Here is a 16,107-nt window from a genome sequence, read left to right as displayed (position 1 = left end):
CGTTTACGTCGACACCAGTTTAGAGAAAAACAACCCTGAAAAACTTTCTTTATCGACATTCGCCTAAAAAACTAGACACCTAATACTTGAAAAGCAGACTATAATAGCCTGCTTCTTTAAATTTTGTAGATATTCTCTACTAAACTGTATATCTGGAGCTCTTATCGAGATTTGAACTCGAGACCTCTCCCTTACCAAGGGAGTGCTCTACCACTGAGCTATAAGAGCGATCTCTTCGATGGAGCGGGAGACGAGGATCGAACTCGCGACATGCAGCTTGGAAGGCTGCCACTCTACCAACTGAGTTACTCCCGCATGTTGGTACTGACCACTTATATCGAAGTCGAATGGTGGTGGGAGAAGGATTCGAACCTTCGAAACTTTCGTAGCAGAGTTACAGTCTGCCCCCTTTGGCCGCTCGGGAATCCCACCATATCGCACTTACTTGCAGTGCCATCCTTTATTCAACCTATCAACTTTAAGATGGTGCCGGCACACGGATTCGAACTGTGGACCTACTGATTACAAGTCAGTTGCTCTACCAACTGAGCTATGCCGGCTTTATCTTAGCGTTTGATACGTTTCGTATCGGAACGGTGTGCAGTTTAGCAAAACTCACACATGATGCAAGCAGTTTTTTTAGAAAAACTGCGAAAAACTCATAAAATCAATCCGTTTGATGATAATTCAACCGCTTTGATCACTGCGCGAGCTTTTATCTGGGTTTCATTCCACTCAGACTCAGGATTTGAGTCCGCCACCAGTCCCGCCCCCGCCTGCACATAGACCTTTTGATCGCGGATGACACAGGTACGGATCGCAATCGACATATCCATCTCCCCATGCCAGCCCAGATAACCGACTGCCCCACCAAATACGCCACGCTTTACAGGCTCAACTTCATCAATGATCTCCATTGCACGGATTTTTGGTGCGCCTGAAAGCGTGCCCGCAGGGAAAGTTGCCTTAAAGACATCCAACGCATCCACATCATCACGCACCTCTCCCTGCACATTGGAAACAATATGCATGACGTGCGAATAGCGTTCGATCACCATTTGATCAGTCACCTGCACCTTGCCAATCTTGGAGACACGCCCCACATCATTACGCCCAAGATCAATCAGCATTAAATGCTCAGCAATCTCCTTTTCATCTGCCAGCAAGTCCTGCTCCAAGGCCAGGTCTTCCTCCTTGGTCTTGCCCCTTGGTCGTGTACCCGCCAAAGGCCGTACAGTTGCAATGCCATTTTCCAGACGGGATAAAATCTCTGGCGAAGAACCCACAATATGAAAAGGTTTCTGGTCTGTCAGGGTTTGTCCTTGCACCAAAAACAAATAGGGTGATGGATTGAGGTGACGCAATGCACGGTAAACCTGCAAGGCCTCACCATCAAAATCAGACACCATTCGCTGTCCAGGCACCACCTGCATCACATCACCAGCGCGGATATATTCCTTGACCTTTTCAATGGTCTCAAGAAACCTCGCTTTACCTGTAATGGATTCAAAATGCGGTGGTGTATGCGGCTTGGCCTGTAGGCTAACAGGGATTGCAAGCAGTTGCTCCAGCTGGTCCAGCTTAGCCTGTGCCTGCATATAGGCATCTGTCTGGTTTGCATCGGCATGATGAATCAGGAACAGCGTATCTTTCAGGTTGTCAAACACAATCACGGTTTGGGACAGCATCAACCACAAGTCAGGCAAGGTGACAGGGTCAGCCGCCGGAACATTTTTTAGTTTTGGTTCGATATAACGAACAGCGTCATAGCCCAAATATCCAACCAGTCCACCTGTAAAGCTAGGCAGATCAGGCAATTCTTTTTGGGTGGGAACCTTAAACTGGCTTTGGAAGTCGCGAATATACTGGAATGGATCGCTACAGTCTTGCTGGGATACGGAACCATCCGCCTGCTGAACAGTGAGGACACCTGCATTGCATGAAAAGACAGTTGACTCACCCAAGCCGATCATTGAATAACGCGCCCAGTTCTCCCCGCCTTCCACTGATTCAAATAAGTAGGCCTGCTTTTGCTCTTTAAAGCGTGCAAAAACTGAGAGTGGTGTTTCTGTATCTGCCAGTCGCTGACGGTATACGGGAATGGTGTTATAGCCAGCGGCCTTGAGTTGCTCAAATTGTACGAGGGTGGTCATGAATTTTCTCTATAGTTTCGATTTTTGTGCGTTTTCGTTTAATGCTGCTTCAAGCCCGCCATCGAAAAACCATAACAGCTTTCATGCCTTTCTCCTCACCAGATCTTCCTCAACCAACTCTTCCAGACTGTCCACCACCTGTTGTGGCTGGCAGTCATGGATATTTTCTCCATGATTATAGCCATAGCTGACCACAATACAATCTATACCTGCACGTCTTGCAGCTTCCACATCATTACTTGAGTCCCCAATCATCAGGGTTTCCGCCGCGGATACCTGACACAGCTGCATACAATGCAGCAATGGCAATGGATGGGGTTTGCGCTCAGGCAAGGTATCACCACCGATCACCATGTTGAAATAAGGGGAGAGTGACAGAATATCCAGAATACCTCGCGCCAAATGTTCAGGTTTATTGGTCACACATGCCATCGCAATGTTATGGCTCTGGCAATAGTCCAGAAAAGGCAAGATACCCGCGTAGACCTGAGTATTGACACACAACTCCTGCGCATAAATGTCCACGAACGTATCGAGCAATTGCTTTTGCCGCTCAGTATTCACCTGCCCAAATATATGTTCAAGTACGGTCTCACATAGTTTTGCCGCGCCCTTACCCACCCATGCGCGCACCTGCTCTTCCGTCACCAAAGGAAATTCCAGTTTTTCCAGACTCAGGTTCATGGCACGATATAAATCGGCAGCGGAATCAACCAGTGTTCCATCCAAATCAAATAAAATGAGACTACGGCTTTGTAACTGTGCAACAGACATTGAATTTACCCAGAAATAAAAAGGCATGCTTTCTAGCATGCCTTTCATTGTAGAAGCTTAGACTGATTATTTAAAGAACAGCCAGGCAATCACCGCCAAAATCACTAAAATAATAATTGAAATCAGGCCAACCGAAGCATTTTTCTGCTGCTCCTTTTCCTGAGCCACACGGGAGACTGGCTCCTCCATAGGCACAGGCTTTGGTTCAGCAACCGCCTCAACTTGCACATTTTCTGGTATTGGTGCAGGTTTTGGGATGGAAACCTGTTGTGGCATGCCATCACGTGTAATACCTGTTTCAGCGGCACGCTCGGCAATGCTTAGCATTCCCTGATCATGCGGCGCTACTGTTACAGGTTCAACCTCAATTTCAGGTAATTCATTGTTCTGGCTGGCTGGTGCAAGCACTGAAAATACAAAACTTGCAAATTGCAGCATATCACCATCGTGCAGCTCTGTTTCCTGCTCAATTCTCAGGTCGTTGATAAACGTGCCATTTGATGAATTGAGATCCTGCACCCAAAGTTGCTGGTCTTTAAGCAATAAAGCGGCATGACGACGTGAAACATCAGCGGACTGCAACAAAATATCAGCGTCCTGATGCCGCCCCACCAGCATGTCTCGCTCAACGTTAATTTCCTGCCCCGTAAATTCACCTGTAATGGCTTGCAGTTTCCAAGTCATAGATGCCTATCCTTATCATATTTTCTTGCAATAATAACATTTTGACACAAGCGCTTCTGTGCATCTACTGTGAATACGCAGGGCGGATGGTTGTTGTTGTCACCGTATTTTTGCTTCGTTCAGTCGCCTTGGCAGGAAGCTGTATGCTTTGCTTCTGTACAGGTGGTGCATCAATTGCAACAGGTGTTGTCACCACAACTGTCTTGCTTTGCGTTGCTGTCGGAACTTTTTGATAGGGTGAGTTATTCAGCGTAGGTTGTTGCTGGTAAATATCCCCAACATTTTCTGGCAGTTTTGCAAAGTTGCCATTGTTGTCCATTGCAAGCTGTAGGCTGTAAAGCTGGTTATAGCGTTGCTGCGATAAACGGCGTACATCATCGGCATCGCCTACAATGGTTGGATGGATAAAGACCAGTAGGTTGCGCTTTTCGTTGCTTCTACTGTCAGCTCGGAATAAACGCCCCAGATAAGGAATATCACTAAGCCCAGGAACACCTTGACGTGACAATGCAGTATTGTCCGCAATCAAACCACCCAGCACCACAGTTTGACCATGCTCAGCAAGCACAGCCGTTTTAATGGCACGTTTATTGGTGACAAGGTCGGTTGCCTGGCCCTTGTTGTTCTGAACATCCGAAACTTCCTGTTCAACCTCAAGGCGAACTGTACCGTTTTCGCCAATATGCGGAACCACTTTTAAGGTGACACCAACGTCCTTGCGCTCAACAGTGGTATAAGGGTTAACCGTACCCGACGTTCCTGTCGATACCGAACCTGTCACAAACGGAACGTTCTGACCCACAACAATATAGGCTTCTTCATTGTCCATCGTCACAATCGAAGGGGTAGACAAGAAATTAGATTTGGTATTGGTTTTCAAGGCTTGTATCAACGCACCATAAGCTTTGCGTGAATTCTCAAAATTACCTACCCCGAATGTGGCACCATTGCCTTTACTCGCATCTCCAGCAATGGCTGCGGCTGCGCCACTTGCCCCAGCACTGGCATAACCTGCGGCAATTGATGCAAGACTTGCCCCGACATTACTAAAGCTCATGAGGCCAACGCCACTGCTTAAATCACCCAATGCCCATTGAATCCCCAATTGATCTGCATCATTTCCTGATACCTCAATAATCGCGGCCTCAATCAATACTTGCTGACGACGAATATCCAGTTGTTGAATTGCAGCCTCAATTTCACGCATCAGTTGCGGGTCGGCTTTTACCACCAAGGCATTTTGAGTACCATCGGCAATAATACTGACACCATTGCCATTAAAACTGGTGATGCCAGCATTGTTCTGATTATTATTAAAACCACTGTTCAGGTTAATGGATGAATTGACACCTGAGGAGGAATTACCAGTCTGACCTTGACTATTGGAAGTCAGGTTATTAATCGAGCTGGATTTATTCGCATTATTTGAGGTGGATGATGAGGAAACAGATTGTCCCGTCACCAATCCTTGCAGGATCTCAGCCAGATTTTTTGCACTGGCATATTTTAAACGGAATACCTTTAAGCCACCCAAACGGTCTGCCGATGGCACATCCAGCATTTCAATGGTATGGCGCAAACGCTTACGTGAATCAGGATCACCCTTGATCAGGATTCGGTTGGTTCGATTATCAGCAATGACCCGTACACGCGAACCAATAAAGTCCTTGGATGTTCCAGTGGCGCTCATGGTTTCTAGCAAACCAATAATTTCTTCGGCCTGACTCGATTGCAGTGTAATGGCCTCAATATCATTCTGGCCTGTACCATCCAAATTACGGATAATGCTTTCCAATTGGTAAATATTGGTCGCGCGGTCTGAAACAATTAACGCATTGGTGCCAGCAACCGCCGCCAAATGTGCAAACTGTGGCATCAGTGGACGTAAGGCAGGAATCAGGTCATTCGGATTGGTATTTTCCAGCCAGATGACACGGGTGACAATCTGGTCGCCACCTGCACGGTTACGTGCATCATAAGGAATACCCGAGTTTTTCGCATTACTGTCGGGAACGAGTTTTACTGTATTTCCAGAGGGTAACGCCACCACGCCATTGACATTCAGCACCCCCAAAAACAGGTCATACACCTCATCTTTATTGAGCGCCTTGTTGGAGATAACCGTCACATTGCCACGCACACGTGGATCAACTGCAAAATTCTTGCCTGTAATGTCAGCAACTTCATTGATAAATGCGGTTAAGTCCGCATCACGTAGGTTGATCTTCCATGTTTGTGCTTGCACCTGGGTACTGATGGCCGCAACCAATGGTGCGGCGGCAAGTAGTGCCCAAAGTGGACGTTGATGATTCAAGAAAGCCATAACTTGCACTTGTTCCTAACTTGTGGTGACGGTGTTATCACTAAAAACTCTGTTGTATGGTCATCACTTGATCACCACGTTTTATTTCTATTTTGGCATGCCCCTCACGACGTACTTGCTCTAGTAATTGCACTTCGCTGAGTCCTGGTCCAATGGTCTGACCGTTGACCGATAGGATACGATCACCCGAGCGTAAACCCAAGGTGTTTTTTAAGGCACTGGGGGTCCGATCCGATATTTCATAACCATCCGCTCCGCCAGCGACACCCATATTTTTCAGATATTGCTCACGGTTGTCCTGCATTTGCTGAATAGCCTGACCTAGAGCAGATTGTGCAGTATTCTGTGCTGGTGGTATCTGAGGTGGCACACTGTTGCTGTTATTCGTTGATACTGGCGCAATTGGCTGATACAGCCCCTTATCCAGTCCCTTGAACTTGACTTCACGGGTTGCACCATTGCCCTGCCTTAAAATGACATGATCCCAATATACTTCCGCCAGTTGATATGAAGTCGAACCAATTGTTTCCCCCACACGATAACGCTCGGCGGTATCATTCAGCTTAATCACCGCGGAAGATAAATAACTTGGGTAGCCCAATAGGACACCCTGTAGTTCCAAATTCACATTGTCCTGTGCCGTTGTTGCAGCAGGTTCATTAAACAGGGCAAATGAACTGATGTTTGGCACCCTTGCCTGCTGTGAACCCAGCTCAACCCGATCAAACTGCATCGGCTGTGGCGGTGCAACCACCCACCAGAACAATGAGGCCAGCTTCCAGCATAACCATAGGATCAGCAATGCCAGAACCAGTGCGCTAAGTTTATCCAGCTTTTGCCAGCGTAGTTGCTGCATTCTCTGCGTCAATGCATTCATTAGAAACCACCCTGCAACAATGGCTGACGGGAACTGATCACATAGGTGTCCAGTCCAGCCTTGCCTTGATATGATGGAATATTCAACAGCATACGTTGTGTCAACTGTACATCCAACATGAAACTCGGGTCTAAACTGAGATTTGCCATTTTCTGGCTGCGCTGGTCACGGACATCTATCTGTAGTTGTCCGTTTTCATCCTTTAATTCAGCCATCAGGGATGGCATGTTCATACGGTCCTGACGCTGGCCAAAGGTATAGCTCAATTCACCGCCACCCCAATGCAACTGGCCTTTTGCCGAACCAAAACCTTTTTCTTTCTGATAGTTTAACTGTACATCCTTGAGCTGAATCGCATTTTGTGGCCATTGCCAATTTGCAAAATATTTTAGGGTCTCAGGTGAAATTGTTCCCTGCAAGTCCTTGACCATGATTTTTTGGCCAAAACCATATCCAAACACACCATTGAACTGGGTATTGCCACTATGAATATCGAGATTGGCACCCAAGCGCATGAGCAACAGGTCTAAAGGACGTGTTTTCCAGTGCACGGAACCTCGCAGCTGGCCTTGCTGCCAATCTGCCTGTCCCTGCCAGATATTGCCGCTGACATTATGTAATATTTGATTATCTTTTGAAAATTTCGCAATTAACCATGTTGCTGGAATTTGTAAAATAATAAAAATTAAAAATGCAAATATGGCGAAAACCCACCATTTCCATTGTTTGGTTTTTTTCTTCATTCCATCCTTACCAACATGCAACAGATCGTCCGTTTTGAGAAACTTGTTCCCCGAATGACATTATGCATACTTTTTCAACATCGCCAATTCTCTCATATAAAAAAACCAAGCTTTTTCAGCCTGGCTCTTGAATCAGGATAAAGTCATCGTATGACAAAACAATGACTTTTAAAACTTGATTAGATTAAGAAATCTTCAAGTTTTGCACCTTTTTCTAATTCAGCAACCAACCAGCGTGGTTGTTTACCACGACCTGTCCAGGTTTCTTCAGCATTATTTTTATTACGGTAACGCGGCTCTACTGCCTTACGCGTTGTTTTTTTACGTTTTTGCTCACCAAGCTCCAATAGTTCCTCAACACTGAATCCAACACTTTCAGCAATCGCAAGAATCTGGTCATAGGCATCTTCAATGGCCTGGTCTTTTTTACTTGCAATTAAAGCTTCTGCTTCCACCTGCAAACGTTTTAGGTCTTCAACAGATAAATCACTAATATCGGGTTTCATTCGAACCACTCCAAATCAAAAAAAGGAATATATCACTCAAAAATAAAAACGAATTTAAAAATTCAATTCCATATTAATTTATAAGTGATTAAATAATCAATATCAGAATAGTCTACTTAATCGCATATATACAATAAAATCACTTTTTTATTTACAATTAAATAAAACATACAGGATTCCGATCAATTAAATGAACTTAAACTAAATGAATTGTGACTGAGGTTCGATAGCAATAATATTAAATTTTTCTTAATTTTTACTAAAATATTTCTTATTCGATGATCTATAAAAGGGTTCTATTCGCTCAATGCATGATTAGAATTACAAAAGAACCCAATGATATAAATATCTATTTCAGGTATCCAAAATAGACATAATTGTCTTTATTAATCAGCAGCAAGATTATGTCCTACACTGGCTTCAAGCTGAATAATTTTATCTCTAATCAACTCTGGAATATTCACTTTCTGTGAAGTTTGTTTATCTACACACACCAACACAGCTTCACCCGTTGCAACAACATGGTTTTGTACCTGGCTCCATAAAATATAATGCATACGAAATGCACTGTTTCTCAGTTCTTCAATGCGTGCCCCAATATGCAATACATCGGGATAGAATACTGGTCTTAAATATTTACACTGGCTGGAAGCCACCACAGTCAATATATCATTTTCGAATATATTTAATGCCATTAAATACGCAATTCGCGCACTTTCAATATATCGGTAATACTGCACATTATTGACATGGCCAAAAGCATCCATATCTCCCCAAGCCACAGTTTGCTCGTGAACAACAGGATAGATAGACAGTTCTTGCATATTTCCACTCATATCTTAAAGTTAAGAAAATTAACATCATTTTCAAAGATTAAATTCAACTGTCTGATTAAATCAGGATTATCGCCAAGCACGGTTTTAATACGTAGGTAGCTCATTAAAATGTTATCTGGATATAGGCTTAAGAGCTGTTCCGCCTCTTGCTGACGCTGTGTCGCCACATAAATATGCCACTTGGCGAACGTCAACATGGGTACACTGGTATAACGCTGCTCAAGCTGGATTATACGCTGTTCCACATAGGCATAATCTGGAATCTGCTTTAACAACTGCTGCTGGAACCAAAGATAAAACACCTCTGGGTCAAAATGTTCCTGCAATAAATGTAAGGCTAAATCTTCGTGTTGCAGACTCATTTCTGGCAGTCGTGCCATTAATTTCAGCCACAGGACTTTACTACTGTATGGTCGCGCCTGAATCTCGCTTTGCAGTGCCAAATAACGTTGCTGCAAGGCAATTAAATCATCGACTGAAGCCTGGTCAAACTGAATGAGTAACTGCTGCAACCATAAATCACGATGTTCAGCATCAAGTAAACCCTGCTTCGTGGTACGTAAAAATAACCACGGTTTTTGTAATGCCAGCTTACCCCATAAAATCGTGATACGTTGCTGATAAGCTGTTTCAATTTCACTTAACCAAGGAGAAAGCTGGTGCTGGGCAAGAAATTCCAAATGGGTCAGTGCCTTTTCAGTTTCCTGCTGTTCTAGAAAAATATCGATACGCTGTAACTCAGCCAGTTCAAAAGCCATAGGTGCCGATTTTTCCAGATGCTGCAACGCAGTTTCATAATCTCCATTTCGATAATCAAACTGCGCATCCACAATATTATTCAGCAAGCCTGATTGTGTAAAAACACGTTCAATAAATACCTGCTGGTCTTTGGCGGCATCCAGTAACCAAACAATGCCGAGTTGTTCATAGGGATGCAAGTCTCTAAAATGTAAAACTGTTTCTTTTTTTCGTTGCTCACGTGCCAAATAACGCCGAGCAAATATCCATAATAACTGTGCAAACAGACTCACTAAAATAAACAGCAGGATAAGACCCCAAACGCTGCTCTGGAATTGCCAATCGCGCCAGTAGATATAGACATAACCCGCGCCATAGCCATAGTTCAATACGGCAAGCAGGGCAAAGATTAACAGACTGACAAGTAGATAAATCAATACAAGCTGTTTCATCATTCGCTACCCCAACAAACTGAGCGTTGTTAGTTTTGGTGTGGGCACAGCAGGTAAATTTAATACTTTTTCCAGTCGCGACCTAATCTGTTGGCTCTTTTGGTCAGGCAATTTCACAAGTAGCTGTATGACCTCCTGAACTGACTTTCGGTATTCAGAAGTTTGTCCCTGGTTTAAGGCCTGGGATGCCAGCAATAATCGTAACTGCGCCTCTTTCAGTACCACATGACGGTTCATTAAATCCGTAGCAGGCTGTTCAACCCTTTCCAGCTTGAACCATTGCCACCATGAACCACTTGCATTCTTTTGCAGCGTAATGCTGGGATTGGAGATTTCTTGCTGGATTTTTTGATCCAGTTGTTGCAGTAGATTATCCAGTTGCTGCTGTTGTTGTGTTTGTGCCAGAACAAACTGCTGAATGGCTAGCCGATCCTGCTCAATTGCCTTCATTAAACTTTGTTGCAATGCAGGAGCAACCGCATATTGAATGATCTGTTGCTGTAACTGATTTAAATGGTCAAGTGCATAGATAAACTGCTGCTGTTCCACTGCAAACTGAATTAACTGCAAGTGTTGCTTAATCAGAATAATAGGCGCGACACCTGTCACCGTCGCTGGCATCGTCACCATGTTTTCAGCAGGTTCCACAACACGGTTATTCTGGGCCTGACGCTGTACAGCAACAAACTGGTCATTCAGCAGTGCATAGCGCTGTTCTGTTTGATCAAGCTGCTGTTGAAGCTGGGGAATCGTTTGAGAATATTGTGCAACATCATAACTCAGCTTGGCCAACCACACCAAACCCAGTGCTAATATTAAATATACAATTTTTCTCATAGATTTCCTTGCCAGTCATTTATGCGTTGAATCATCCCTGATGCAGACAAATTTTCAAGCGGAATAATGTTAAATGCCCTGCCTGTTCGCTTTGCTGTATTTTCCAGTATCTTCACCAAACGCTCACCCAATACCAGATAAACCCATTGTGCTTGAATAAGGTTCTGGCCGCAAAGCTGTTGCCAGTAATTCCAGCTCGCCTCGCTGCTGATCAGCACCATAGTGGGTTGATCGGGTTGAATTCCTGACAAGATGTTAGGAAAACGCTTCAAGCTTATTTCAGGGCACTGCCGATGATACAGCACAAAGTTAAGAATACTGATCCCCTGCTGTTGCAGTTGCTGCATCATAAACTGCCGCCCAGCTTGACCACGCCAAAACGCAATCCGACTTAAATGGGGATGCTGCCTTAAAATCGGCAGTTGCAGCATGCCCTCGGAGTTTTCAATCTCAGGCACATCACTTTTAATATTAAATTTTGTTAATGCCTGTGCGGTGGTTTTTCCAACCGCAATCCACTGAATATGCACCAACCGTTCCAAAGTGATGCCTGCCTGTTGCAGATAACGCATCCCGATCTCAACGGCAGTTGGACTGACCACAACAATCACCTGCACCTGTTCAAGCTGTTGGTAAAGTTGCTGCAATGCCTCAGAGAAAGGTTCCGCCACCAACTCCAGCAAGGGCAGGCTTTCAACCTGATAACCTGCCTCAGTCAATGCCTGGGTGAGGCTGGAGGCGCGGTCTGAAGGGCGGGTATTAATAAACAGCATCAATATAACGCTTTCAACAACTCACCTGCACCCTGTTGCAATAAATCCTGTGCAAGTTGTTCACCCAATTGCTCGGCCTGATCCGCTGAACCAGACAACTGTTGTTTGAGCAAGGTTTTACCGTCCACACTGCCAACACGACCCTCAATCTGTAACTGTTGGTTATTTAGGGTTGCATAACCTGCTATTGGAACCTGACAGCCGCCTTCAAGATAAGCATTAAAGGCGCGCTCCGCACGGACACAAATCGAGGTTTCATCATGTTGCAGAGGTCGAATGAGTTGTAATAATGCTTCATCGTCAGCACGACACTCTAAACCAAGTGCACCTTGACCCACCGCTGGCAAACTCACAACGGGTGTTAAGCAATGACGAACTCGATCTGCCAGACCTAAACGCTTTAAACCTGCACTTGCCAGAATAATCGCATCATACAAACCATCATCCAGCTTGGATAAACGTGTTCCCACATTACCGCGCAGGTCAATAATCTCTAAATCAGGGCGTTGCTGTAAAATCTGGCATTTACGGCGCAAGCTTGAGGTTCCAACTTTTGCCCCTTGTGGCAACTCATCAAAATGTTGATATTGATTGGAAACAAACGCATCCAAAGGATCTTCACGCTCACAAATCACCGCAAGGCTTAAACCATCAGGCAGGTGCATCGGCACATCTTTCATCGAATGAACCGCCAAGTCAGCACGCCCATCCAGCAATGCAACTTCCAGTTCCTTAACAAACAATCCCTTGCCACCAATTTTTGCCAAGGGCGTATCCAGAATTTTGTCCCCCTGAGTGACAAATTTCACCAGCTCAACCGTCAAGTCTGGATAAAGTTCATTTAAACGAGAACGAATATGCTCTGCCTGCCACAGGGCAAGGGGGCTTTGTCGGGTCGCAATTTTTAGGGTTTTCATAGCGCTAAATGAGGATTGATCAAGGCAATTGTTCCCAACTTAACTTGATCACCTAAAATTGCAAGTAAAAAATCATAAAGTACACAGCAATCATGCTGAAAATACAGTCTTTAGAGCTGATGCATACATTCTCTCAGACTCGGCAAATGACGGCGACTCACCGACAGGCGTTCATCCAGCTCACGCAACCGAACCTGATATTGTCCAGCAGCGATCAGCTCCAAACCTTCAAGATAATCAAGCGAGACCAAGGCATTGCGATGGATACGGATAAAGCGGTCTGAAAACTCCTGCTCTAAATCCTTGAGGGTTTCATCAATCAGCACACTGCCATTTTTATGGCGTACAGTGACATATTTTTGATCGGCCAAAAAATAATAAATATTTTCCAGGGGAATCAGTTCCACACCGCGATAAGTCTTCGCAGCAATCTGATGGCGTTGGGTTTTAGTATCGTACATATCGTCTTGTTGTTGTAAACCAGTCATTTGTGCTTGTGTAAGTTGGGTTAAATGATTAAACACCTGTTGCAGGTCTTGTTGCGCAACAGGTTTAAGCAGGTATCCTTGTGCCTGAAACTTAAATGCTTCCAATGCATGCTGGTCATAGGCTGTACAGAAGATGATCGCGGGGCGCGGGTTGAGCTGACTCAACTGCTCGGCACATTCCAGGCCATTCATCCCTGGCATCTGAATATCCAGTAGAACCACATCAGGCGAATCATTTTCAATATGGTTCAACACATCCTGCCCATGCTGTGCCGTCGCAACAACCTCATGCCCCATCTGGGTCACCAAACGTGACAAACGCTCTACTGCGAGAGGTTCATCATCAGCAATCAGAACTTTCATCCTCTCCTCCTTGTCACCGTTAACTTCATCCATCTTTTTTATGGTTAACTGGACTTATTATTTTACTCGATAGTGGTAGCTTACCACCGTCGTATAGAGCGATGCTCCCCCATAAACCTGAAACTTGACCGTTTGCCCATAATAGGCTTTCAGGCGCTGTTTCACATTTTCTATCGCAATTCCATTCCCTTTTCTCGATTTTATTGTATCGTGAGAATAAGGGTTAGTAATGACTATACTGACTTGATTTTGCAATATTTCAACCAATACACTGATGGTTGATGGCTGCAAAACCTTTTCCACCCCATGAAAAATACTATTCTCAAGCAAAGGTTGCAATGTTAATAGTGGAATCGTCACCCGTTTTAAGTCAATTGGCGTTGCCTGTATATTCCATTCTACATTTAAACGTTCTCCTAAACGCATTTTTTCTATACTTAAATACTGCTGGCACAAATCAATCTCTTCCGCCAGACTCACCAGTTTAAGCTCCTGAAAGCTTGCCCTAAACAAGCGGGACAAACTTATCAGCATATTTTCAGCGCGGTCAGGGTCTATCGCAATCAGGCTCACCACACTGTTTAAACTGTTAAATAAAAAGTGTGGATGAATACGCGCCTGCATTGCCTGAATGCGTGCATTCAGCTCACTGTATTGCTGTTTGAGCCATTGTTCACGCATATACAGGTAACGCATGCAAAACGCACCCAGCAATATGCCATAGCTTAAATGCAGGCCCACTCCCTGAAATAAAACCTGTTCTGAAAAGTCGGTCGAGCGTGAAGCCCAGAACTGGATTATATTTACCGCACAAGTGGTAAACAAAACAACCAGTTGAAGTAAAATAAAGCCTAAAATTAATGCCATTTTCTGACTAAATTTGGCAAAAAACTCCTGAAAATAATCAACCAGTGCAGAAAAAGACAAAATCACCCAGTTAATAAAGCACATATATTGCAAAACACGGGCGGTTTCCAGTGCCTGCCATGAACGTGCCTCTGCCAGCGCCAACACCATCGCCAGCACATTACTGGCAACAATAAGTTCCAATAAGTGTTGCCATTGCCCAATTTTCGTAAAAAAATAGGAAGCTGATGTCTGATCCTGTACATTGTCCTGACGCATTTGCGATAACTTGTTGCGTCGAGTTTCGGCAACTGCGTTTGGATTTGCTATACTCTTTTTTATTTTACTGAGCCGCCATGACCACATCTTCTCAATCCTCTTCTTCAGCAAGCCCGAACCAAACCTCTGGAATGTGGGGCGGTCGCTTCTCTGAAGCAACAGATGCCTTTGTTGCAGAATTTACCGCATCTGTGCAGTTTGACCAACGTTTTTATAAACAGGATATTGCGGGTTCAATTGCACATGCCACCATGCTGGCCAAGGTTGGGGTGCTGACTGAAGCAGAACGTGACGACATTATTCAGGGTTTAAGCACCATTCAGGCCGAAATTGAAGCAGGTCAGTTTGAATGGCGCATTGATCTGGAAGATGTGCATATGAACATTGAGTCACGCCTGACTCAACGAATCGGTATCACTGGAAAAAAACTGCATACAGGCCGTAGTCGTAATGATCAGGTGGCAACGGACATCCGTTTATATTTGCGTGATGAAATCGATGACATCCTGACTATTTTACAGCGTTTACAAAATGGCATTCTGCAACTGGCAACTAAAAACACCAATACCATCATGCCAGGTTTCACCCATCTACAAACCGCACAGCCTGTGACTTTTGGTCATCATTTGTTGGCCTGGTTTGAAATGCTGGTACGCGACACTGAACGCTTACAGGACTGCCGTAAACGCGTGAATCGTATGCCACTCGGTTCAGCAGCACTGGCAGGCACGACCTATCCAATTGACCGTGCCTACACCGCAGAACTCCTAGGTTTTGAGGCCGTTTCAGAAAACTCGCTGGACGCGGTGTCTGACCGTGACTTTGCCATTGAATTTAATGCGGCTGCGTCACTGATCATGATGCATCTGTCACGTATGTCAGAAGAATTGATTTTATGGACTTCAGCACAGTTCAAGTTTGTGAATATTCCAGACCGTTTCTGTACAGGCTCATCCATCATGCCACAGAAGAAAAATCCAGATGTGCCTGAGTTGATTCGTGGCAAGTCAGGCCGTGTATTTGGTGACTTGATTAGCTTATTGACGTTAATGAAAGGTCAGCCATTGGCATACAACAAGGACAATCAGGAAGATAAAGAGCCACTATTTGATGCAATTGACACCGTACGCGGTTCCTTGATGGCATTTGCCGACATGATTCCAGCACTCGTACCCAATATTGCAATTATGCGTGAAGCAGCATTACGTGGTTTCTCAACCGCAACCGACCTTGCAGACTACCTTGTGAAAAAAGGTACTGCTTTCCGTGATGCCCATGAAATTGTGGGTAAGGCTGTAGCCTTGGGTGTGGCAGAGGAAAAAGATTTGTCTGAGTTGACACTTGAACAGCTACAACAGTTCTCTGACCTGATCACAGCCGATGTATTTGATAAAGCCTTGACTTTAGAGGCCTCTGTCAATGCACGCGACCACATTGGCGGTACAGCACCCAAGCAGGTGGAAGCCGCGATTGAACGCGCACGCACTCGACTAGAACAGTTATACGCTTAAGGATTGA

Annotated in this window: 15 protein-coding genes and 4 tRNA genes; 1 reads left to right on the top strand and 18 read right to left on the bottom strand. The window is 44.8% G+C overall.

Features of this window, described 5'->3' with window-relative positions; translation table 11 throughout:
• Positions 1-153 precede the first annotated feature (153 nt).
• From N5J47_RS13080 to N5J47_RS12995, 18 genes are all read right to left on the bottom strand, one after another.
• A tRNA-Thr gene (locus N5J47_RS13080) sits at positions 154-228 on the bottom strand.
• Between the two features lie 11 nt (positions 229-239).
• Positions 240-315: transfer RNA gene (locus N5J47_RS13075), tRNA-Gly, on the bottom strand.
• Between the two features lie 33 nt (positions 316-348).
• A tRNA-Tyr gene (locus tag N5J47_RS13070) sits at positions 349-432 on the bottom strand.
• Between the two features lie 52 nt (positions 433-484).
• Positions 485-560: transfer RNA gene (locus N5J47_RS13065), tRNA-Thr, on the bottom strand.
• 99 nt (positions 561-659) lie between these two features.
• Positions 660-2,153: an anthranilate synthase component I gene (gene trpE, locus N5J47_RS13060; RefSeq protein ID WP_279960205.1), complete on the bottom strand. Its 1,494-nt coding sequence runs from the start codon at positions 2,151-2,153 to the stop codon at positions 660-662.
• An 81-nt stretch (positions 2,154-2,234) separates the two neighbouring features.
• Complete coding sequence (locus N5J47_RS13055) at positions 2,235-2,927, bottom strand: phosphoglycolate phosphatase (protein ID WP_279960206.1); 693 nt, start codon at positions 2,925-2,927, stop codon at positions 2,235-2,237.
• A 66-nt stretch (positions 2,928-2,993) separates the two neighbouring features.
• On the bottom strand, positions 2,994-3,611 hold the full coding sequence (locus N5J47_RS13050; RefSeq protein WP_279960207.1) for an FHA domain-containing protein: 618 nt from the start codon (positions 3,609-3,611) through the stop codon (positions 2,994-2,996).
• A gap of 64 nt (positions 3,612-3,675) precedes the next feature.
• Entirely contained in the window at positions 3,676-5,934 is a 2,259-nt protein-coding gene (gspD, locus tag N5J47_RS13045; protein ID WP_279960208.1) for a type II secretion system secretin GspD, read from the bottom strand.
• Between the two features lie 40 nt (positions 5,935-5,974).
• The gene (locus tag N5J47_RS13040; protein WP_279960209.1) at positions 5,975-6,811 is read right to left on the bottom strand and encodes a type II secretion system protein N; all 837 of its coding nucleotides are present in this window, start codon (positions 6,809-6,811) and stop codon (positions 5,975-5,977) included.
• Positions 6,811-7,554: a type II secretion system protein N gene (gspN, locus tag N5J47_RS13035; protein ID WP_279960210.1), complete on the bottom strand. Its 744-nt coding sequence runs from the start codon at positions 7,552-7,554 to the stop codon at positions 6,811-6,813. The genes N5J47_RS13040 and gspN overlap by 1 nt, the downstream gene beginning before the upstream one ends.
• 179 nt (positions 7,555-7,733) lie before the next feature.
• Positions 7,734-8,060 (bottom strand): H-NS histone family protein, encoded by a 327-nt coding sequence (locus tag N5J47_RS13030; RefSeq protein ID WP_267981532.1) that lies wholly within the window; start codon positions 8,058-8,060, stop codon positions 7,734-7,736.
• A gap of 386 nt (positions 8,061-8,446) precedes the next feature.
• Positions 8,447-8,884 (bottom strand): thioesterase family protein, encoded by a 438-nt coding sequence (locus N5J47_RS13025; RefSeq protein ID WP_279960212.1) that lies wholly within the window; start codon positions 8,882-8,884, stop codon positions 8,447-8,449.
• Between the two features lie 8 nt (positions 8,885-8,892).
• Positions 8,893-10,086: a heme biosynthesis protein HemY gene (locus N5J47_RS13020; protein ID WP_279960272.1), complete on the bottom strand. Its 1,194-nt coding sequence runs from the start codon at positions 10,084-10,086 to the stop codon at positions 8,893-8,895.
• Between the two features lie 6 nt (positions 10,087-10,092).
• Positions 10,093-10,923 carry a hypothetical protein gene (locus tag N5J47_RS13015; RefSeq protein WP_279960213.1) on the bottom strand — a complete coding sequence of 277 codons (831 nt, stop codon included), beginning with the start codon at positions 10,921-10,923 and terminating at the stop codon, positions 10,093-10,095.
• The gene (locus N5J47_RS13010; protein WP_279960214.1) at positions 10,920-11,696 is read right to left on the bottom strand and encodes a uroporphyrinogen-III synthase; all 777 of its coding nucleotides are present in this window, start codon (positions 11,694-11,696) and stop codon (positions 10,920-10,922) included. Before N5J47_RS13010 ends, N5J47_RS13015 begins: the two co-directional genes overlap by 4 nt.
• A complete protein-coding gene (gene hemC, locus N5J47_RS13005; protein ID WP_279960215.1) occupies positions 11,696-12,613 on the bottom strand; it encodes a hydroxymethylbilane synthase in 918 nt (305 codons plus the stop codon). The genes N5J47_RS13010 and hemC overlap by 1 nt, the downstream gene beginning before the upstream one ends.
• 110 nt (positions 12,614-12,723) lie before the next feature.
• Complete coding sequence (locus tag N5J47_RS13000; protein ID WP_279960216.1) at positions 12,724-13,464, bottom strand: LytTR family DNA-binding domain-containing protein; 741 nt, start codon at positions 13,462-13,464, stop codon at positions 12,724-12,726.
• A 57-nt stretch (positions 13,465-13,521) separates the two neighbouring features.
• Positions 13,522-14,676, bottom strand: coding sequence for a histidine kinase (locus N5J47_RS12995; protein WP_267981542.1), 1,155 nt, complete (start codon positions 14,674-14,676; stop codon positions 13,522-13,524).
• Here N5J47_RS12995 and argH point away from each other — a divergent pair.
• Positions 14,667-16,100 carry an argininosuccinate lyase gene (gene argH / locus N5J47_RS12990; protein ID WP_267981543.1) on the top strand — a complete coding sequence of 478 codons (1,434 nt, stop codon included), beginning with the start codon at positions 14,667-14,669 and terminating at the stop codon, positions 16,098-16,100. The genes N5J47_RS12995 and argH overlap by 10 nt on opposite strands.
• Positions 16,101-16,107: the final 7 nt, after the last annotated feature.

Origin of the sequence: Acinetobacter sp. GD03645, from assembly GCF_029845285.1 — a bacterium.
In the GTDB taxonomy this organism is placed as follows: domain Bacteria; phylum Pseudomonadota; class Gammaproteobacteria; order Pseudomonadales; family Moraxellaceae; genus Acinetobacter; species Acinetobacter corruptisaponis.
This window is presented reverse-complemented; position numbering and strand designations above follow the sequence as displayed.

Bases quoted from the DNA above. Each gene is read 5' to 3' on its own strand.
- trpE (WP_279960205.1), bottom strand. From the start codon at position 2,153: ATGACCACCCTCGTACAATTTGAGCAACTCAAGGCCGCTGGCTATAAC.
- N5J47_RS13055 (WP_279960206.1), bottom strand. From the start codon at position 2,927: ATGTCTGTTGCACAGTTACAAAGCCGTAGTCTCATTTTATTTGATTTG.
- N5J47_RS13050 (WP_279960207.1), bottom strand. From the start codon at position 3,611: ATGACTTGGAAACTGCAAGCCATTACAGGTGAATTTACGGGGCAGGAA.
- gspD (WP_279960208.1), bottom strand. From the start codon at position 5,934: ATGGCTTTCTTGAATCATCAACGTCCACTTTGGGCACTACTTGCCGCC.
- N5J47_RS13040 (WP_279960209.1), bottom strand. From the start codon at position 6,811: ATGAATGCATTGACGCAGAGAATGCAGCAACTACGCTGGCAAAAGCTG.
- gspN (WP_279960210.1), bottom strand. From the start codon at position 7,554: ATGAAGAAAAAAACCAAACAATGGAAATGGTGGGTTTTCGCCATATTT.
- N5J47_RS13030 (WP_267981532.1), bottom strand. From the start codon at position 8,060: ATGAAACCCGATATTAGTGATTTATCTGTTGAAGACCTAAAACGTTTG.
- N5J47_RS13025 (WP_279960212.1), bottom strand. From the start codon at position 8,884: ATGCAAGAACTGTCTATCTATCCTGTTGTTCACGAGCAAACTGTGGCT.
- N5J47_RS13020 (WP_279960272.1), bottom strand. From the start codon at position 10,086: ATGAAACAGCTTGTATTGATTTATCTACTTGTCAGTCTGTTAATCTTT.
- N5J47_RS13015 (WP_279960213.1), bottom strand. From the start codon at position 10,923: ATGAGAAAAATTGTATATTTAATATTAGCACTGGGTTTGGTGTGGTTG.
- N5J47_RS13010 (WP_279960214.1), bottom strand. From the start codon at position 11,696: ATGCTGTTTATTAATACCCGCCCTTCAGACCGCGCCTCCAGCCTCACC.
- hemC (WP_279960215.1), bottom strand. From the start codon at position 12,613: ATGAAAACCCTAAAAATTGCGACCCGACAAAGCCCCCTTGCCCTGTGG.
- N5J47_RS13000 (WP_279960216.1), bottom strand. From the start codon at position 13,464: ATGAAAGTTCTGATTGCTGATGATGAACCTCTCGCAGTAGAGCGTTTG.
- argH (WP_267981543.1), top strand. From the start codon at position 14,667: ATGACCACATCTTCTCAATCCTCTTCTTCAGCAAGCCCGAACCAAACC.
- N5J47_RS12995 (WP_267981542.1), bottom strand. From the start codon at position 14,676: ATGTGGTCATGGCGGCTCAGTAAAATAAAAAAGAGTATAGCAAATCCA.